The 21,224-nt window shown below is 40.0% G+C and carries 12 protein-coding genes, 1 tRNA gene and 1 pseudogene; 11 read left to right on the top strand and 3 right to left on the bottom strand.

All coding sequences use genetic code 11. From position 1 onward, the window contains the following. Positions 1–13 precede the first annotated feature (13 nt). Positions 14–2,212, bottom strand: coding sequence for a choice-of-anchor I family protein (locus MKX82_RS03320; RefSeq protein WP_341074977.1), 2,199 nt, complete (start codon positions 2,210–2,212; stop codon positions 14–16). A gap of 292 nt (positions 2,213–2,504) precedes the next feature. On the opposite strand from MKX82_RS03320, the gene MKX82_RS03325 reads away from it, so the two are divergent. After that, complete coding sequence (locus MKX82_RS03325; RefSeq protein ID WP_341074978.1) at positions 2,505–8,633, top strand: lamin tail domain-containing protein; 6,129 nt, start codon at positions 2,505–2,507, stop codon at positions 8,631–8,633. Positions 8,634–8,666: 33 nt separating this feature from the next. On the opposite strand, the gene MKX82_RS03330 is transcribed toward MKX82_RS03325, so the two are convergent. Then, positions 8,667–9,461: a formate/nitrite transporter family protein gene (locus MKX82_RS03330; protein WP_233317389.1), complete on the bottom strand. Its 795-nt coding sequence runs from the start codon at positions 9,459–9,461 to the stop codon at positions 8,667–8,669. Positions 9,462–9,884: 423 nt separating this feature from the next. Between MKX82_RS03330 and MKX82_RS03335 the strand changes: the two genes are divergently transcribed. The 4 genes and pseudogenes from MKX82_RS03335 to MKX82_RS03350 all read left to right on the top strand — a co-directional run bounded on the left by MKX82_RS03335 (position 9,885) and on the right by MKX82_RS03350 (position 13,144). Continuing rightward, positions 9,885–11,360 carry an MFS transporter gene (locus MKX82_RS03335; protein ID WP_233317388.1) on the top strand — a complete coding sequence of 492 codons (1,476 nt, stop codon included), beginning with the start codon at positions 9,885–9,887 and terminating at the stop codon, positions 11,358–11,360. 76 nt (positions 11,361–11,436) lie between these two features. Next, entirely contained in the window at positions 11,437–12,000 is a 564-nt protein-coding gene (locus tag MKX82_RS03340; RefSeq protein ID WP_233319543.1) for a helix-turn-helix domain-containing protein, read from the top strand. Beyond that, positions 11,961–12,827: pseudogene (locus MKX82_RS03345) on the top strand (IS3 family transposase); the annotation flags it as partial. The gene MKX82_RS03340 and the pseudogene MKX82_RS03345, both read left to right, overlap by 40 nt. A 243-nt stretch (positions 12,828–13,070) precedes the next feature. Continuing rightward, a tRNA-Gly gene (locus MKX82_RS03350) sits at positions 13,071–13,144 on the top strand. Between the two features lie 199 nt (positions 13,145–13,343). Here MKX82_RS03350 and MKX82_RS03355 read toward each other — a convergent pair. After that, positions 13,344–14,009: a B3/B4 domain-containing protein gene (locus MKX82_RS03355; RefSeq protein ID WP_237940739.1), complete on the bottom strand. Its 666-nt coding sequence runs from the start codon at positions 14,007–14,009 to the stop codon at positions 13,344–13,346. A 96-nt stretch (positions 14,010–14,105) separates the two neighbouring features. Here MKX82_RS03355 and queG point away from each other — a divergent pair, with 96 nt between their 5' ends. The 6 genes from queG to yhbH all read left to right on the top strand — a co-directional run bounded on the left by queG (position 14,106) and on the right by yhbH (position 21,143). Then, positions 14,106–15,239, top strand: coding sequence for a tRNA epoxyqueuosine(34) reductase QueG (gene queG / locus MKX82_RS03360; RefSeq protein ID WP_233317386.1), 1,134 nt, complete (start codon positions 14,106–14,108; stop codon positions 15,237–15,239). A 107-nt stretch (positions 15,240–15,346) separates the two neighbouring features. Continuing rightward, complete coding sequence (locus MKX82_RS03365; protein WP_341074988.1) at positions 15,347–16,219, top strand: amidase domain-containing protein; 873 nt, start codon at positions 15,347–15,349, stop codon at positions 16,217–16,219. A gap of 74 nt (positions 16,220–16,293) precedes the next feature. Next, on the top strand, positions 16,294–16,779 hold the full coding sequence (gene trmL / locus MKX82_RS03370) for a tRNA (uridine(34)/cytosine(34)/5-carboxymethylaminomethyluridine(34)-2'-O)-methyltransferase TrmL (protein WP_233317384.1): 486 nt from the start codon (positions 16,294–16,296) through the stop codon (positions 16,777–16,779). A gap of 130 nt (positions 16,780–16,909) precedes the next feature. Next, positions 16,910–17,659, top strand: a complete 750-nt coding sequence (gene nfsA, locus MKX82_RS03375; protein WP_233317383.1) for an oxygen-insensitive NADPH nitroreductase — start codon at positions 16,910–16,912, stop codon at positions 17,657–17,659. Positions 17,660–17,833: 174 nt separating this feature from the next. After that, positions 17,834–19,729: a PrkA family serine protein kinase gene (locus tag MKX82_RS03380; protein ID WP_233317382.1), complete on the top strand. Its 1,896-nt coding sequence runs from the start codon at positions 17,834–17,836 to the stop codon at positions 19,727–19,729. 238 nt (positions 19,730–19,967) lie between these two features. Beyond that, positions 19,968–21,143 (top strand): sporulation protein YhbH, encoded by a 1,176-nt coding sequence (gene yhbH, locus MKX82_RS03385; RefSeq protein ID WP_233317381.1) that lies wholly within the window; start codon positions 19,968–19,970, stop codon positions 21,141–21,143. The last annotated feature ends 81 nt before the right edge of the window (positions 21,144–21,224 follow it).

A 21,224-nucleotide genomic window follows, 5' to 3' on the forward strand; every position in this document is an offset into this window, starting at 1 on the left:
AGGGGGATTGCGCTTATGCTAACTTTCGTTTTGCAATAAAGTAAAGAATTCCGCCGCCGGCAAGAATGATACCGCCATACAATAAGAAGCTGTAATTGCTTGTTGCTGTATCAGGCAGTGCATTGCCATCGTTGTTGTCGTCATTTCCAGCTACAGTCTCGACAACCTCTGTATTTTCAGACTCATTGCTGTTATTGTCACTGCTGTTCTCAGTGCTAGAGTTATCTTGATCGTTTTGTGAAGAGGTTTCTTCGTCAGGAATATTGCTGCCAGTCTCAGTATCTGTGTCTGTATCTTGGTCAGCATCATTTTCATCATCAGCTACAACTGGTGCAGTAACTGTAATAACACTAGTTGCCTGGTGTTTTTTATCAGCCGTTTCTACAGTAATTGTCGCAGTTCCTGGCGCTACAGCTGTGACTAGTCCTGTTTCATTTACTGTGGCAATATTTGCGTCAGAGCTTGTCCATGTTAATTCTTTACTCTCTGTTGTGTTTGCTGGTTTAACGGAAGCAGTAAGGGCTAAAGTTTTGCTAACTTCCAAAGTGGCTTCTGTTTCAGTTAGAGCAATCTCTTCAATCGGGATAACCTGTTCTGTTTGGTACTCGTTAACTGATACAGTACCACTTACCTCATTGCCGACAAGTACAAGAGGTCTGCCTGTAGGACTATCTGCTGCTTCAATAAACTCAAGTCCTTCTGGTGCCACATCTCCGGAAACAGCACTAGAGAAATCTCTCGTATTTAAATAGTTAGCAAAAGACGGGGAAGAAGGATTAGAGATATTATAGGTCATGTAACCGCCGATTCTTTCAAGTCCGATAAATGCATATAAATCATTACCGATCTGACCGACTTTAACATCTTCAGGCTCAGGTCCTTTTTTGGCACTTCTTTTCTCAAAAACATTATCATCATTTGACCAGTTAAATACATCAGGATATTGGGCTGCTGTAATATCCTCAAAGTCGCTGCCGCTGTCGTATACTAGCTCCATCGTATCTGCTTTCCAAATGGAGAAGGAACGGCCGCCGAGTGTATATATTGCATCTGTGCCTCTGTCTGTTAGCACTTCTAACTTGTCATAGTCTCCTGAATCCTTCATATCCTGGAAGGCTGCTTCTGCTTCCTCTTTTGTAAAGCCTTTAAACAGGGAAGTATCCAAAGTAATGGAATCTTTTACTTTTTTGAAGTCTTCAATATTAACAAATTCTTCCCACTCTGTCGCGTCACCTTCATTTGCAGTAAGCAGATACTCTACACCGCCAATTTCTGTTTGTGCAATGGAGTCAGGCATATAAGCACCTAGAATCGGCAATTGTTTAATCTCAATTTTATCATTGCGGGCTGCATCCAAGCCATTTCCTTCTACGGAATGGTCTTTGTATCCTAGTGATTTAACAGATAGCACCTTGCCTGTTTTTACGTCGATGGATGCAACTGCGTTATTTTCTTGCAGAGTTACATAAGCTTTGCTGGCATCCTTATTCAAAGCAAGATATTCTGGCTCAAGATCATGGACTGCATCTGCTGTCGTTCCATTATTGCGGATATGTACATCTTGATCAATAACACTTGTATCGTTAAATTTTACTTGTTGTACTTCCTTTGTGTCGTAATTAACGATAGTGACAGAACCTTCTGGATCAACTCCGTTTTCAAGCCCTTGTCTTGGCTCTGCTTCGTCTGCAGTCAAGATGAAATTCCCATCATCTGAAATCTTAACCATATCAGGCTGTACACCAGCTTCAAATGTTTCCTGCACTTCTCCATCATAGTTCATGACAACGATTCGTCCATTTTTCGTATAATCCGCATCTTGAACGGCAGCAGCTATAATCTTTTTATCTGTGTTAATATCTATGCTTGTTAAATCTCCATATTGAAAGGAGTCTGAATTGACTACATCAGCAATGTTAATAGACTTTTCCTTTTGTAGGTTCTGTACTTCTGTGGAGTATAAACCTGACATGTTTACAACATCAATTGTCTGGGCTTTGCCATTAATAACATAAAATTTCTCATTATCCTTATTGTATTGGACGATTTCGGCAACGCCGCCATCCTCATCTGTAATGCCAGTACTGTAACTAGCAATTTTTTTCACGTCTAAGCTGCTGTCAGCAAGTGTGATGGATGGGTAGGCAGAAAACAACATTAAGCCTGTCAGTGATAATGTGGAAATTCCCTTTAATTTTTTTGATAGCTTCATTTTTCCTCTTGTTCCTCCTCTATATAATTGGGTCTAAAGATAGAATAGCTTTCTACTATGGTATAAATATCTGAATTATGTAATTTTTTTGTTTTCATTTTGTAAATAGCGAATAACGCAGATGGGACATGGGGTTACTGCAGAAATTCGGTCAAAAGGAAAAACTCTGCTAACATTCCATTTACATATATCCCCTTTTCTTTACAATTATTCACAAATTGTTAAAAGCAGTTTAAAAACTTTTTATTATGATGGACGAGGGAAGGAAAATGAATAAGCAGAGGAGGCAAATATGATTAGTCGCAAGAGGGGAAAGACGAGTAAGAAATGGATGTTGCTTGTGCTCATGGTTGTGTTCTTTTTTTCTACTATTTTTACAAGCAGCCGCCCTGCAGTATCGTACGCAGCAGAACCTTTAGAACCTCAGCAAGCGCCATCATCACCTGATGAAGAATCAGAAAAAAGCACAGACAGCTCCAGTGAAACAATCGATAAGGAGCAAAATGAAGCACCTGCTAATTCAGAAGAAGAAATAACAGAAGAAAAGCCTTCAGAAGAAACGGAAACAAAAGCAGCAGAGGAGCCTGTTGTAAAACAAGAGGAAGAAACGAAAACAGAGACTCCAGCTGAAGAAGTAACAGAAAAGCCTGCTGCAGAAGAACCGAAGCAGGAGGATGTGGAACAGCCGCAAGCGGAAGCTTCTGAAGAAGATTTCAGTAAGTACCCCCAGCTGTTAATAACAGAAATTTCTCCTGATTCTAAAGGGACTGATTCCTATGAGTATGTGGAAGTGTACAATAATACGAATCAGACACTTAATCTCGGAAGCTATGCCTTTTACTATCAATTTACAGATGGCAGCCAAGGTGATAAACTTCTCAGTTTGCCTGACAAGACAATTGCCTCAGGAGAAACCCAAGTGATTTGGTTCAATAAAGATGATTTAAACATAAGTGATTTTAATAAGCATTTTCAAACAGCTTTAACAGAAAAGCAACTTCTTTCTTTTAAAGGTGATTTCACTGGATTTGCAAACGGTGGAAATCGTGCAGTTGCGATAAAGAGCCTTACAGGAACCGAAATCATTTCTGCGAACTACTTGCCTGGAGAAACTGACAATACCGGGTTAACAGTTGCATATCGTTATCCTGCTAATGGTACAGTCATGGACAAGCTGAAAACGAAAGCTGCTCCAACACCTGGTACCTTATTGGAAGATCAAGTTCCAGCTAGTCAAGTGGAGATTAGTCCTCCAGCTGCTGATAATGAAGCTCCGCAAATTTCACATAGCGCAGTTAAAAGCAGCAAACAGGGTACAGCCATTAAAATTGCAGCAAATATCGCAGATAATATGAAAATTCCGTCGGCAACTCTTCATTATAAACAAGAAGGGGAAGACACTTATCAGTCTATGCTCATGAGCAAGGATGCCAGCAGCATCACCGGCTTTTCTGCCGTAATTCCAGAGGAAGCTGTCCAAGCCAATATTCATTATTACATAGAGGCGACAGATGGAACATCAACTGCCAAAACAGAGGAATATGTGATTGAAGTAGCTAAACAGGAAGATACATATAGCTCCATACCGCTTCTTCTAACTGAATTGGCACCGAACTCAAAAGGAAGCGGCACAGACTACTATGAATATATTGAACTTTATAACAATACAAACCAGCCAGTATCATTGAAGAACTACTCATTTGCCTACCGCTACACAGATGGCAGCAGGGAAGATGTTAGTTTTAAAGTGCCTGATGCAGTTATTAAACCGCAATCAACGGTTGTGCTTTGGTTCAATAATGGTGATAAAGCCTTGGCTGATTTTAACAGTCAGTACGGCACAAGTTTAACAGAAGAAAACCTGCTGTCCTTTACTGATTCTTTCCCAGGATTCGCAAATGGAGGTAATCGGGCGATCATTATCAAAGATCGTGGCGGAAATGAGCTTGTTTCTGCGTCCTATTTGGGAGATGAAACTAATAATGACGGCAAGGTAATCCAATACTTGTTCCCGAAAAGCGGAACGGAAATGGAAAAGCTTGAGGTTCTAGCAAGTCCTAACCCAGGCAGTTTGAAACAAGGCCAAGTGCCGACAAAACCAGTTGAGCTTGATCAGTCTGACGATTCGAATCCGCCAACTATCAGCCATGAGGCAGTCAGCAGCGGAGAAGCCTTCGCCGATATTGCTGTTGAAGCTGTTGTGAAGGATGATAAGTCAAAACCGTTTGTAACATTGTACTATAAGTCAGAATCACAGAATGAGTATCTTTCTTTATCTATGACAGAGGATACAAAGGAAGCTGGCAAGTATAAAGCAGTTATACCTGCTGAAGATGTAGATTCTAATATAACGTACTATATTGAAGCAAGTGATGGAGCAAACAGTGCGGAAACAGACAAATTTACCGTTGCGGTCAAAAAGGTTAGTACGGATTATTCGAAAGTACCAGAGCTGTTTGTGACAGAATTGGTGCCTGACAGCTCGAATGTTAATTCAGCAGATGGCTATGAATTTATTGAAGTCTATAACAATACGAATAAACCAGTAAATTTTAAAGATTATAAGATTCAATACCGATATGGAACAGATCCTGCAAGTGATGTTGTCTGGCCATCGGTTCCTGAGGATGTTGTTATTCCGGCGAAAGGGACATTGGTATTCTGGATCATTAATAATGCTAATGGAGATAAGACGGTTGCCGACTTTAACGCTAATTACGGGACTAATCTTATGGAAAACAAAGATATTGTCCGCATTCAGAGTGATGGAATGGCGAACAGTGATTTAAGGGGAATTGCCGTTGCAACAAATACACAAGAAGAGATTAGTGTAGCTTACTATAATGATGTTCTCGGTGTGGATGATACTGCCGCTAACAAGGGGATTTTGTATAAATATCCGCAGGACGGCTCCACAACTGCAATTAAGGTAAGCAGCGGTGAAAAGTTAGGAACTCCAGGAAGTGTGGAAGCAAGTCAAGTGCCTGGCAAGCCAGTTGCTGTGGAGGAAGATACAACACCGCCGACAATTGAAAATACGACAGCACTAACAGAAACAGGAATAGAGGATATTACAGTTTCCGCAAAAGCAAATGATAATAACGGGGTAAAAACAGTTGCTGTTTATTATCGGACAAATGGTGAACAGGAATATGAGCGCCTTCTGTTGAAAAAGGATGGCAATGATAATCTCTATACAACGAGCATTTATGCTGCCAACTTTATTGCTAAAGAGTATGTCGAGTATTATTTGACTGCATCCGATGGTGTGAATGAAGTGCAGACAGAAAAGCAGCAAATCAAGATTAATAACCCGGAAAATGCAGAAGAGCTTCGCCTTAATGTAAAGGATGGCAGCATTGTCAGCGGCAATGTTCTGCTGAAAGGAACGTCGAGTAATCATGACGCTGATAAAGTAAAGCTTTTTATTGATGGAAAAGAATTGTCAGCAGCAATGAACCCGTCACTTGAAACACAAGCCTATTTGGCTGTTGAAATAAGCGGTCTGAATATGTATTTCAAAAATGCAATCACGATGGGTGATGAAATTATCCAGCTGCTTGATAAGGATAATATGTCATATTGGAAGACGTTTACGATTCCGATTGATGCTGAAAAACTGAAGCAGGGAGTCAATGAAATCACAGTCCGTGCCGGAAATAAAGCATCGCCGTTCCAGCTCGAAGAAAGTGAAGAAAACAGGGATGATTATTCATTGCGTAATGTCAGACTTGTGCTTGCAGACGGAACTATTTTAAGAGACCCAGAGAAGAGTGATCCCAATAAGATTTATGATATGGGAGATGACGGAACGTATCGTCCTTTCGAGCATTTCCATTTTACACTTAATAGTGAGCAAACTAGCGCTGCTGCCTATAATTGGGACAGTAAAACAGTTGGTGATGGAAAGCACACGATAAGTGCGAAGGATGGACAAAATGAAAAGTCTGTTTCCATCTTGGTGGACAATACGGCACCTGCTATTGAAACAAACATGAAAAAGCAAGAATACAGAGGAGCCTTTACCATTAATGCCAGCGCAAGTGATGAAATTGCTGGAGTAGAATCGTTCCAGATGATGCTTGATGATGAAATAATCGAAGCTCCATATGAAACAGCGTCATCTAAACTTTCTCCAGGAGAACATGTATTATCTGTTACGGCAGTAGATAAGGCAGGCAATATTGCCGAAAAACAAGTGACTTTTACAGTGAATGATGAAAATCCAACAAAGCCCGAGCTTGTATCACCTGCAGATAATGGAGAAACTGTAAAAGGCAATCCACTGTTAAAAGTGAAGGTTGCAGATCCGACGAACGATAAGCTGGATGTTTCCTTTTATAAGGGCTTTAAATATTCAGCAAGTAGCAGCAATGTAAAAGCCTTTCAGCATGCGAGTGACACAGAGCCGCCAGCCAAGCAAAAGCCAGCAGGTGAGAAAGCACTTGCTGACAATGAAATTGCGTCCGTTTCAACGCTTGACGGAAAATATTTGACGACAGATTCTGATACACAATTCCCATATCATCGTTTTGATGTCGAGCTGGATTCATCAGTAGGCGAGGAAGATTTAGTGGAACTAGAGTGGAGCGGAAAATCGCTTGAAGGCCGAAAAGTATCTATGTATGCGTGGAGTTTTGTTGAAAACAAATGGAAGATGCTCACATATAAGATAGCTGGCAGTGCTGACTTTGAATTAAAAGCAAATGTAGCTGTCAAAGAGTTTGCGAAGGATTCCAAAATTAATGTTATTATTCAGGATGAAATCCCAAGCTCTCCAGATGAGTATGATTATACGTTTGTATGGATGTCAGACACACAATATTATGCGGAGAGCTACCCGTATATTTTCAAGCGCCAGACAGAGTGGATTGCTGAAATGAAGGACCAGCTGAAAATAAAGTATGTGTTCCATACTGGTGACCTTGTTGATGAAGCAGATAAAGAGCAGCAATGGAAATATGCCGATGAATATATGCAGGTGCTTGATGACAACGGCATTCCGTATGGTGTTTTGGCAGGAAATCATGATGTAGACCAGCTGTCGAATGACTATAACGAATATTATAAATGGTTCGGTGCAGACAGATTCAGCAGCAAGTCTTATTATGGAGATTCCTACAAAAACAACAGAGGACACTATGATTTAATTTCATCTGGCGGCAATGATTTTATCATGCTGTATATGGGCTGGGGCGTTGATGATGAGGATATTGCTTGGATGAATAACGTCCTTAAGCAATATCCAGATCGCAAAGCAATCCTTAACTTCCATGAATATTTACTTGTTTCTGGGAACAGAAGCCCGATTGGTGAAAAGCTGTATGAAGAGGTTGTAAAACCAAACAAAAATGTACTCGCAGTATTAAGCGGTCATTACCATGATTCAGAAACACTTATCAGTGAAGTGGACGATAATGGTGATGGAACAGCTGACAGAGAAGTGTACCAAATGCTTGGTGATTATCAAGGAGGTCCTGAAGGAGGTCAAGGTTATTTAAAACTACTTCACTTTGATCAGGACAATAACCGAATTATTGTTAACACATACTCACCATATTTAGATGATTATAATTTCTATGATCCAGCAGAATATCCAGGTAAAGATGAGCTTGTTATAAACATGGACCTGGAAGCAGAGAAAAAGCGGGTTGCAACTGATTATTTCGCTGTTAATGTTTATACGAATGACGAAATCGGCAAACAGGAAAATGTCGACAGCGGCAAAACGGCAGAAGTCGAGTGGGAAGGGCTTGAAGAAGGTAAGGAATACGCCTGGTATGCTGTTGCAGCAGATGATTATACAGGAAAAGCTGTATCAACTATTTGGACTTTCATAAAAGGTGCAAAAGAGGACGATACAGGAACTCCTGAGGAACCTTCTGATGGAGATAACGGAGAAACGCCAGGAGACACAGACCCGTCTGATGGAGATAACGGAGAAACGCCAGGAGACACAGACCCGTCTGATGGAGATAATGGAGAAGCGCCAGGAGACACAGACCCGTCTGATGGAGATAATGGAGAAACGCCAGGAGATACAGATCCATCTGATGGAGATAATGGAGAAACGCCAGGAGACAATTCATCTGACGGAGATGTTGATGAAACACCAGTAAATGCAGATCCATCACATGGAAATAATGGAGCAGCCCCGCCAGCTGCTAATCCGTCCAATAATAATAGCAACATTTCAGGAAGCACAACTACAAGTGGAAATGTCAAAACGGACACAGATAATCACAAAGGAAGCAATAGCCAGTATGTAAGATCAGCGAATGATAACAGCGATAATTCCTGGCTGCCAAATACAGCTACGTCGAATTATACTATTCTTTTGATAGGCGCAGCTTTAGCTGCAACAGGCATAGTTATTTATGCACACATTAGAAGAAGAGCTAAAATCGTTCAAAATCGTTAAGAAAGAAAGCAAGCCTCATAAGCAGGCTTGCTTTTATTTTTCTTCTATATCTTCATCCATAAATGGCTTATTCACATAATAGTACATCACGCCCATAAAACCGACACCTCCGATTAGATTGCCTAACGTAACAGGGATAATATTGCGTATAATCCCAGGCAAAGTAATGGCAGGGTTTTGGTCAAGTATTAATGAAATAGAGAAGGTTGCCATATTAGCAATACTGTGCTCATATCCAGAGATGAAGAAGCAAAAAACGAATAATATCATGGCGAATATTTTCGCAATATCCTCCTTTAAAGCCATTGGAATAAAGAAGGCGAGACAGACGAGCCAGTTACAAAGAATGCCGCGAAAGAACAGCTCGCTTATAGGTGCTTCAATTTTCGTCTGAGCTGCATGCAGTAGAAATTCATTGACCTCATGGGATTTGAATAAACCTGTCAAATAAATAAATACTGCGAAAAAGACAGCGCCGCATATATTGCCGGCATAACTTGTTCCCCACACTTTGAATACATCAAGCCAGGCGATTTTTTTCCGCAATGCAGCATACGTATAATAGAAGGTATTGCCTGTGAACAAGTCTCCTCCACCATATGCTATCAGGATGATAGCAGCCCCGAAAACGAGTGCTGCAGCAGGGTATGCGAAGGGTGAGCCTTCTGCATAAAAGAAATTTCCAGTCTTAAAGGCAACAATTACACCAAAACCGATAAACATGCTTGCTACAACAGCACGCATAAAAAATCGAAACTTGCTTCGCTTAAATATTTTCCATTTCTTTAGTGCCAGTTTTTCCACTTGATAAAGAGATGCGCCTTCCATCGCTGATTCCTCCAAATATAATCTGTTGGTATAGTATTAACACTATAAGTACGTTTGATAAACATATTATGAATGGTGCATAGTTAATTTACAATAGATATTTGTGAAAAAAATCACAATATATAATACTGTTCAAAGAATGTTCAATTTTATAAGAATAATAGGTGATTTTCAGGAAAGAGTAGTTAATTTTATTCATATAAATATACAAAAAGTATGCAAAAGTTTTCTGAAAATAAAATTAATTCAATATAGTCATTTAATTGGAATGGCCCAAAAAACCTTGATATAGTAATATTTATAACGGTTGGCACATTTTGTCGATATTTTCATGTTATATTTTCTTACAAGTGTATAGACTTTATATTTATTCATGCCTTACAATATAAGTAAAGATATTTTGAGTAGGGGAGTGAAGAGCTGATGGCTTCTGATTATCGAATTTCCATGCTAGTTATAGATCAGCCGGGAGTCCTGGCTCGTATATCCAATTTATTTGGAGCACATGAAGTTAATATAGAAAGTATTCAAACAAAAAAATACAAAGAGGCGACTAGAATCAGAATCGCGAGCAATGCGGAAGAGCATCAGGTTCAGAATCTGATTGTAGGTCTGCAAGGCTTGATGGACGTTGTGGATATCGACGCTTCTGAATTGCAGAGGTCTGCCTTCCAGCAAAGACTGCTTGAACGCACTAGCTCTATTCAAGTGATGCGTGAGCAGCGCATGCTGAGCAGGAAGGTTTCCTTCTGGCTTGTTGCTTGCTGTTTGTTCCTGACGCTCTTTGGCACAAATATTCCGGCTTCCCTTTATACACTCTATCGCCAAGAGTGGGGATTATCATCCGGAATGATAACTTTAGTGTTTGCCATTTATGCGTTTACGGTTATCCCAGCCATTATTGTGGCCGGACAGCTCTCTGATCAAATTGGGAGAAAAAAGGTCCTTATACCAGGAATACTGTTTTCCCTGATTGGAACTGCGTGCTTTACGGTTGCTAATGGACTAGGCATGCTTTTGATTGCAAGACTGTTTCAAGGCTTATCTGTCGGAATATTAAATGGTGTTGCGGTTGCGGCGTTAACTGAATTAGACGAAAAGAGAGATAAAAAGAAAACGGCCCTTATTTGTGCCCTTGCTGTAACGCTTGGAAATGCGATTGGCCCGATTCTGTCTGGATTGCTTGGCGACTTTGCGCCATATCCTTTGCGATTATCATACTATGTGCATTTACTGTTTATCCTGCCATGCTTTGCAGCTTTATTCTTTTTGAATGAAAATGCACGCCCTGGCCTGCAGCCGGTTAAGCTGAAAAAGCCTTATGTACCGAAATCAATAGTGAAGGCATTTATTTTGGCATCATTTACGTCATTTATCGCTTGGTCTATTATCAGCATGTTTATGAGCTTAATTCCTTCTAATCTATCAAGCTTCACACATGTGTCTTCGCTGACTGTTTCCGGCATTGTTGTTGCATTAGGCTTAATCGCAGCAGCAGTAAACCAAATACTGCTGAAACAATTCTCATTGCGGACGATGATTTCAGTCGGTTATATATTATTGGCGTTAGGCTTAATTTTATTAGTAATTACTATCGCCGCAAAATCGCTGACATTGCTTCTTATTTCTGCTGTGCTGATCGGCGGGGGGAACGGACCTGCCTATGCAGGAAGCCTTGCGTTAATTAATGAAAGATCGCCTGCAAAAATTAAAGGCAATATCGTCTCAACTTTTTTTGTCATCACGTATTTAGGTGTCAGCCTGCCTGTAATCGGATTAGGCTTTCTGTCCCAGCAGTTAGGTGTGGGCGGTGCTGTTAATTTGTATGTACTCATTATGGGAGTGCTGCTGTTGTTGACAGTTGCTTTCGGATTAAAAGAGAAAAAGAATATATTTTAGGAATGTAAAAAGACCGAACAAAAAAGTGCTGCACCCCAAAAGTTAGAGTTGAAATCTAACTTTTGGGGTGTTTTTTATGGCTAAATATAGTGGGAATTTCAAACTGAAAATTGTACAAGAGTATTTGAAAAGTGCTTTAAGTTATGACCGATTGGCGCAAAAATACAGTATTCCATCTTCTTCGCCAATTAAGAATTGGGTAAGTGCTTATAAAGCTTTTGGCGAGGAAGGGTTACAACGGAAAATAGTTAATGAGGAATACCCTGTTCAATTCAAATTGGATGTATTACACTTTATGAAACAAACAGGTGCTTCTTTTCAAGAGACAGCGATTCAATTTAGGATAAATAATCCGAGTTTAATCGCCAATTGGAACAGTAAATTAGAAAAAGAAGGAATAGAGGGCCTGCAACAAAAAGCAAAGGGGCGCCCGTCTATGTCTAAAAAACCAAAAACAACAGCGAATAAACAGAATAAACCAATGTCACGTGAGGAACAGTTAGAACGTGAAAATGAAATGCTTCGTTTAGAGGTTGCCTATTTAAAAAAGTTGAAGGCTTTTCGAGAGAATCCGGATGCCTTCCTCGAAAAGCACAAGCAGCCATCGCCTTCGAACTTAAAGAAGAAGGATTCCGATTAAAACATGTCTTAACACAAGTGAAAATTCCAGAGGCAACGTATCATTATCAAATCAAACAGATGAAACAAAAGAATCCAAATGAAACGTGGGAAACGCTGATTTTAGAGACGTTTGAGAAGCATGAAGGCAGATATGGTTACCGTCGTATTCATGCGGAATTGAAAACGCAAGGTTACCCTGTTAACCATAAGAAAGTACAACGTATCATGAAGAAACTAGGTTTGAAATGCGAAAAATTCGTGCGTAAATCACGCTACAAATCGTATAAAGGTACGGTTGGGAAAGTGGCGAAAAATCGTTTGAACCGTCGTTTCCACACACCACATACCCTTCAAAAAGTTGTGACCGACGTAACGGAATTCAAATGTACAAATGATGAGAAGTTGTATTTAAGCCCTATCATGGATTTATATAACGGCGAAATTATTGGGTTTAGTATGTCTAAAAGTCCAACGCTGGAATTTGTGATGGATTCATTAAAACAGGTGCTTCCTATTATTCAAGAGCGTGCCAAATATAGAACAACCATTCACTCCGATCAAGGCTGGCACTATCAGCACTACAAATGGGTACACACATTGAAAGAAAATAAGATGTACCAAAGCATGTCTCGCAAAGCAACATGTGCAGACAATGCAGCAATGGAAAACTTCTTTGGCTTACTGAAGCAGGAAATGTATTACGGAGAACAATTAATTTCTTATGAAGCATTGAAGATGAAGATTGAGAAGTACATCCATTACTATAACAACGATCGAATTAAACAAAAACTGGCCGGCATGAGTCCGGTAAAATTCCGAACTCATGCCAGCCAATTAGCTGCGTAATAAAAACTCTAACTTTAAGGGGTCACTACCAAAATGTCCGGTCTTTTTCTTTATTTCTGGTACTAATTACAGAATATCTTCATACTATAGTAAAAAGTTAGTCCTGATGAGTTAAATATTACGCATGAATGTAATCTTCGTAAAAAAAATGTCGAAAAGTGGTTGATTTTTTAAAACTGCAGTTATATAATAAAAAACGTGTTAAAAATAAGTTGTCTTTTTGTAAAGCAGCTTGTTAAAAATGCGGGTGTAGTTTAATGGTAAAACCTCAGCCTTCCAAGCTGATGTCGTGGGTTCGATTCCCATCACCCGCTCCATACATAGTCACAACGCAGTGTTTCGTTTCAAAGAAGAACGAAGCATTGCGTTTTTTCATTTTGGGGAGCTTTTTATTTTCCTGTGGATAACTCTCTGATTTATTTTAACTGTGGATAACTTTTTGTTTTTACAGATAAACTTTATGGTTAAACTGCAAAAGAGGTATGCACAAGGACTTTCCTTGAACATACCCCACTATTATTCTACAATTTTAAATTGTGCCTGCCCTCCGTGAACTTGGACAAACATATCCATTAAGGAAGCAACCATACGCTCGGCTGTTTCCTTCGGGGTGGAGGCTTGAAGATAAACGAACTGGACAGCGTCTTTTGTATCAAAAGTCACTGGAGCTCTGTTTGAATCGACAAACGGGCTGCCGAAGGGACCTGCATCATCTGCGCTGATAATTAAGTTATCAAGAGAATTGGCTCTGCCGTTTAGACCTGTATACTGTTCACTTTCTTTTCCAATTCTAAAGGTAATATCGCCGGATAGCTTCGATAGGTCATAAATGCCAATCGGCACTCCATATTGAAGGGAAAAGAAATTGTTTAAATCGATGCTGCTGTTGATAGGCTGCAAATAATTCTGTTTATGTACCCGTCTGAATAGTGCTTCAGCAGAATGTCGGTAGCGGTTCGGATCTTTCCCGGCAGTTTTAAAGATTTGGCGCCATTCCTGAACGGACGGAATATCCTGGACTTTTTTCTCTAACAGATCAAAGTAGATGGATTCTTGGAAAAGCTGCAAGCGGCCCTTTACCATTTGCGGTGATTCACCGACTTCAATCTGGTTATAGAAAATAGCGCCAATTTTGAAACCAGCTATGAGGGAAGAGAGTTCTCTGTCAATTGAAATATCCAATAATAAGTACCTCCAATAAATAAAGTCTATATGTTATGCTATTATTTTAGCGATAAATGAGTAAAAAAACCAATGAAGAAGAAAGGAGGGAGCAGTATGGACTACGATCAACTGAAGCAGGATATCATTAATTACAGCAAAACAATTGGAATTGATAAAATCGGCTTCACTACTGCAAGTACCTTTGAAGAAATGAGAATCAGATTGATAAGGCAGCAGGAGCTCAATTTTCAATCAGGCTTTGAGGAGAAGGATATCGAAAAAAGAGTGAATCCCTCCCTCCTTTTAGATCAGCCAAAATCAATTATTTCCATTGCTTTAGCATACCCTTCCAAAATGAAGGAGCGTGTCTCCAGCAAAAAAGGAGCAAGACGAGGAATATTCTGCCGTGCTTCGTGGGGAACAGACTACCATGTTGTTTTGCGGGACAGGCTTTCTAAGCTGGAAAAATATATTATGGACAGAGTTCCTGATGCATTATGCAAATCAATGGTGGATACAGGGGAGCTTGTTGACCGGGCTGTCGCTCAGCGTGCAGGAGTCGGCTGGTCAGCGAAAAACTGTGCTATTATTACTCCTGAGTTCGGTTCGTACGTATATTTAGGCGAAATGATTACTAATCTGCCTTTTACGCCAGATACGCCAATGGAAGACCAATGCGGTGAGTGCAATAAATGCATCGATGCATGTCCAACAGGTGCGCTTATTCAAGGTGGGCAGCTGAATGCCCAGCGCTGTATTGCTTTCCAAACACAGACGAAAGGGTTTTTGGCCGAAGAGTTTCGGGAGAAGCTAGGCAATAGAATTTATGGATGTGACACATGCCAGACGATTTGTCCAAAAAACAAAGGCATGGATTTTCATAATCATATCGAGATGGAGCCAGATCCTGAAATTGCCAAGCCGCTCCTTGTGCCGCTGCTGACTATCAGCAATAAGGAATTTAAGGAGAAGTATGGACATATATCCGGCTCTTGGAGAGGTAAAAAGCCAATACAGCGCAATGCGCTTATCGCACTTGCCCATTTCAAGGAAGATAGTGCAGTTCCAGATATTATCGGTGTAATGAAAAATGACCCGAGACCTGTCATAAGAGGAACTGCAGCATGGGCGCTTGGGAAAATTGGCGGTGATGAATCACGTCAGGCTTTAACGACATTGAGCAATAAGGAAACAGACCCTGAAGTGCTGCAAGAAATGCAGGATGCACTTGCGCGGCTGTCATCATAAAGCAAAAGGAGTGACTCATTTTAGTCCTCCTTTTTTATTTACTGCATTTTTCAGGCAAGGTATTGCATCCTTTTTCATAAGTATAAGCATGGAAAGGAGTGTATAACTTGAGAACTCAGTTGCTAGAGTTAATGGAGAAAAGAATGCAGCAGTGCGTTGCTGATGCCAGGGGTTCTGTTTTGGATGAAAAGATGGAAAGAAAGACGAGGCTTTTTGATAAGCGCAAGGCTGAAATTGTTAATGTGAAGGCTCGTGGAAATATTTTAACTATTGAAAAGCAGGAAGAAACAGAGGAAGTGGACTATCTGGTACATTTTCAATACTTTATTAAACAAAAAGATCATTTCTATGTAGAGGAAGAAATCGAAAACAGGAAAGGGATCTTTTATAAAGGAATATTAATAGAAGATAAAGAAATAATCGCACCAATTCAAGCGGATGAAGCAAAGCTTTTAACAAATGAGCAAGAAGAGCGTGAAGGAATATGGAGATATACGTATGACAGGCTGAAAGCAGTCCAGTATGCAGAAAAATGGTGGAACAGCTATAATCCTGCTTATCATAAATTTGAGGTGGATTGCACCAATTATATATCACAATGTGTTCATGCAGGGGGAGCGCCAATGAGGGGCTATCCGAACAGAGGCAGCGGCTGGTGGATGCAGAACAACAGCTGGAGCTACAGCTGGTCTGTCGCAAATGCTTTTCCACGGTTTCTCGAATCATCCAAGCAAGGTCTTCGGGCGAAGGTCGTTAGTGATGCGTCTGAACTAAAGCTTGGTGATGTTATTTGCTATGACTTTGAAGGTGATGGTAAATATAACCACACGACAATCGTTACAGGGAAAGACAGTAATGGAGAACCGCTAGTTAATGCCCATACGTATAACAGCAGAATGAGATATTGGGGTTATGAGGATTCAACAGCATATACGCCAAATATAAAATACCGTTTTTTCTCGATTGTCGACGGACAATAAAGAAAGCAAAATCATTATTTTTTTGCCGGCAAGGTGTATAATAAACAATGAACTAATTGACAGAGGTGACAAGATTGGCTTTACATATTGTATTATATCAACCACAAATTCCATCTAATACCGGCAATATTGCAAGAACTTGCGCAGGAACAGATACAGTGCTTCATCTTATCAGGCCATTAGGGTTCTCGACAGATGACAAGATGCTGAAGAGGGCAGGCTTAGATTACTGGCAACATGTCGATATCCGTTACTATGATTCCATCGAGATTTTCTTTGAGGAAAATAAAGGCGGGGAATTTTTCTATTTAACGAAGTTCGGAACGAAGCCTCACTCTTCCTTCGATTACAGTGACAAGGACAAAGATTATTATTTCATCTTCGGCAGAGAAACAACAGGCTTGCCGAAGGATATCATCGAAAATAATAAAGACAGAGCATTGCGGATTCCAATGACTGACAATATCCGCTCCTTGAATTTATCGAACACAGCAGCAATCCTTGTGTATGAAGCGCTACGTCAGCAGGATTATCGTGATTTAAATAAGAAATATGAGTAATATTTGAGGGATAAGCCTTATGGTTTATCCCTTTTTTTATGGGCAGGCTAAGAGCAGATTATTATTAGATGTAGGTTTCTTTTATTATAATGAATATAGACGAAAATACAAAAAGATGGAGATGTATAGGATGAATAATGTTATTGAAACGATGCTGAACCATCGTTCTGTAAGAAAATTCAAGGATGAAGAATTAACAAAAGAACAAATTACAACGATTGTAGAAGCAGCTCAAAGTGCTTCAACATCAAGCTTCATTCAAGCATACAGCATTATCGGCATAACAGATAAGGAAAAAAAGAAAAAGCTTGCCGAGCTTGCTGGAAATCAGAGCTATGTTGCTGAGAACGGTCATGTATTCGTGTTCTGCGCCGATCTTCACAGACATAGTGTGGCTGCAGAAATGGAAGGAAAGGATGTATCAACTTCCCTTGAAAGCACAGAGAAATTTATGGTCAGCCTAATTGATGCAGCCCTTGCTGCCCAAAACGCAGCGCTTGCAGCAGAATCAATGGGACTTGGTATTTGCTACATTGGGGGAATCCGCAATCAATTGCCAGAAGTGGTTGAGCTGTTAAAAACACCAGACAGAGTGCTGCCATTATTCGCGATTGTCGCAGGTTACCCAGATCAGCATACAGATATAAAACCAAGAGTACCTTTCCATCATGTATATCATGAAAATGAGTATGAACAAGACTTGGACAAATACAAACAAGAGCTGGTGGAATACAACGACATCATTTCAGCTTATTATAAAGAAAGAACAAACAATGAAAGAAGCGATACATGGACTGCCCAAATGATAGGCATGCTAGATAAAAAATCCCGCCTGTACATGAAGGAATTCGTGGAAGGTAAAAAATTTGATTTGAAATAAAGATAAAAAAGGAATTCTTAGCCCGAGAATTCCTTTTTTTACGGGCATTTCTTCCCGTTAATATATGAGTCAAAGCTAGGCTTTAAAAACAAACCTTTCTTTTTAAGCATGTTCATTCTCCTGCCTGCATAGATTATATTAATCGTCTCTGATAAAGTGACAGGGGAGGTCCATATGAGTATATTAAAAAAAATCGAGATGTATAGACAGGAAGAAGACTTGCTTAAGTGGGAAGGAACATTTGCTGAGTATTTGGAGATCTTAAAGGAAAAGCCATGGGTAGCTCAATCAGCGCATTCACGTGTATACAATATGATCAAGGACGCTGGCATTGATGAAGTAAATGGGAAAAAGGAATATAAATTTTTCTCGAATCAGCTATTTGGTTTAGAGGATTCATTAGAAAGCTTAGTAGAAGAGTATTTCCATCCTGCGGCAAAACGTCTAGATGTCCGAAAACGGATTTTGCTGCTTATGGGGCCAGTCAGCGGCGGTAAATCAACACTTGTAACCATGCTGAAAAGAGGATTAGAAGAATATACGTACACAGACAGGGGAGCTGTATATGCAATTAAAGGCTGCCCAATGCATGAAGACCCTCTTCATATGATTCCGCATAATTTACGCAAAGACTTTTATGACGAATATGGAGTTCGCATTGAGGGGAATTTATCTCCATTGAATTTGATGAGACTGCAAGAAGAATATAATGGAAGAATTGAAGATGTTTTAGTGGAACGGGTTTTCTTCTCTGAAGATAAACGTACTGGTATCGGTACATTTAGCCCGTCTGACCCGAAATCTCAGGATATCGCTGATTTGACAGGCAGCATTGATTTTTCCACAATTGCCGAATATGGATCTGAATCTGATCCGCGCGCCTATCGCTTTGATGGAGAATTGAACAAAGCGAACAGAGGGATGATGGAGTTCCAGGAAATGCTTAAATGTGATGAGAAATTCCTATGGCATTTGCTTTCTTTAACACAAGAAGGAAATTTCAAAGCAGGCCGTTTTGCCCTTATTTCAGCTGATGAGCTGATTGTGGCACATACGAATGAAACGGAATACCGTTCCTTTATTGCCAACAAGAAAAATGAAGCATTGCATTCACGTATCATTGTAATGCCAGTGCCATATAACTTGAAGGCGTCTGAGGAAGAAAGAATTTACGAAAAAATGATTAGAGAAAGTGATGTTTCAGATGTCCATATTGCTCCACATACATTAAAAATCGCGGCAATCTTCACGATATTGACTCGCTTGAAGGAACCGAAGAAAGGCGATATTGATCTTGTAAAGAAAATGCGCCTGTATGATGGTGAAAGTGTGGAGGGCTTCAGCTCCGCGGACATTAAAGAATTGAAAAATGAATACGGCGATGAAGGCATGAGCGGGATTGATCCACGATATGTAATCAACCGGATTTCATCAACAATCATTCGCAAGGACATCACAACGATCAATGCTTTAGATGTGCTTCGTTCCTTGAAGGACGGCTTGGATCAGCATTCATCAATTACGAATGAATTGCGTGAAAAGTACTTGAACTGCATCTCCCTTGCCCGCAAGGAATATGATGAAATCGCGAAAAAAGAAGTACAAAAGGCGTTTGTTTACTCTTATGAGGAATCAGCTAAAACGCTTATGGATAATTACTTGGATAATGTGGAGGCATATTGCAACAAGAATAAACTTCGTGATCCGCTTACAGGGGAAGAAATCAATCCTGATGAAAAACTAATGCGTTCAATTGAGGAACAAATCGGGATCTCTGAAAATGCGAAAAAATCATTCCGTGAAGAAATTCTTATCCGCATTTCTGCATATGCCCGCAAAGGGAAAAGATTTGACTATAATTCTCATGACCGTTTGAGAGAAGCAATTCAAAAGAAATTATTTGCTGACTTGAAGGATGTCGTTAAAATTACGACTTCCACTAAAACACCTGATGAGCAGCAGCTGAAAAAAGTGAATGAAGTTATTGCACGCCTGATTGATGAGCATGGCTACAATTCTACATCTGCTAATGATTTGCTGCGCTATGTCGGAAGTCTATTAAATCGCTGATGATGATGAAGGAGAAGGAACGGGCAATGGACTTGTCTGTTCCTTCTTTTATCCATATAGAAAAAAGTTATATTGTCATTCGACCAAATTAGAGAATTATCTAAATTATTAGTAAATTATTTAAGCGTCATGCATATGATAGAGTAATCACTAATTTTTTGGAAGATGGTGCCCGAATTAGTTTATGCATGAAACCAGAAAATGGTGCTGAAAAAATTTATTTTTAGGAGGGGTAAGGATGACAAAACATGAAAATAATCACCAGTTTGTAATTTCCCAAGAAGATTGGTCCCTCCATCGTAAAGGCCATGACGACCAGCAAAGACACCAGGAAAAAGTGCAGGAGGCTATCAAAAATAATCTGCCCGACTTAATTACGGAAGAAAACATCGTGATGTCTAATGGAAGAGAAGTAGTGAAAATACCAATACGTTCTTTAGATGAATATAAAATCCGCTATAATTATGATAAAAATAAACATGTTGGGCAAGGAAACGGAGACAGCCAAGTTGGCGATGTTGTGGCTCGCGATGGAAATGGCGGCCAAAAGGGACCTGGCAAAGGCCAAGGAGCCGGCGATCAGGCAGGAGAAGATTACTTTGAAGCTGAAGTGTCCTTAATGGAGCTTGAGGAAGCACTCTTTAAGCAATTAGAGCTGCCTAACCTAAAGCGAAAAGAGCAGGATCAGATTGTTGTCGAAAACATTGAATTTAACGATATTAGGAAAACAGGGCTGATGGGGAATATTGATAAAAAACGGACGATGATGTCTGCCTTTAAACGGAATGCAATGAACAACAAGCCAGGCTTTTATCCAATATACCCTGAAGACTTAAAGTTTAAGACATGGAATGAAGTTACAAAGCCAGAATCAAAGGCAGTTGTCCTTGCAATGATGGATACGAGCGGCTCGATGGGACTTTGGGAAAAATATATGGCGAGAAGCTTTTTCTTCTGGATGACAAGATTTCTCCGCACAAAATATGAGACGGTGGAAATTGAATTTATCGCCCATCATACAGAAGCAAAAGTTGTAACAGAAGAGGACTTCTTCTCTAAAGGAGAAAGCGGTGGTACTATTTGTTCTTCTGTATACAGGAAGGCCCTTGAATTGATTAATGATAAGTATGATCCAGGCAGATTTAACATTTATCCATTCCACTTCTCAGACGGCGACAACCTCACATCCGACAATGCCCGCTGTGTCAAGCTTGTCGAAGAATTGATGGAAGTCTCCAATATGTTTGGATATGGAGAGGTGAATCAATACAATCGCCACAGCACGTTGATGTCCGCCTACAAAAATATCTCAAACGAGAAGTTTCGTCATTACTTGCTGCGACAAAAGGCAGATGTCTTCAATGCGATGACGAGCTTTTTCCGCAAAGAAGAATCTGGAAAGATGTATGCGTAATGGATTAACACAGCTCTTTTTGGGAGCTGTGTTTTTTGCTGTAAATGTAGCAGAAATAAAAAATCTGCAACCATACCTTTT

The organism is Niallia sp. FSL R7-0271, assembly GCF_038005785.1.
Classification (GTDB): Bacteria; Bacillota; Bacilli; order Bacillales; family Cytobacillaceae; genus Niallia.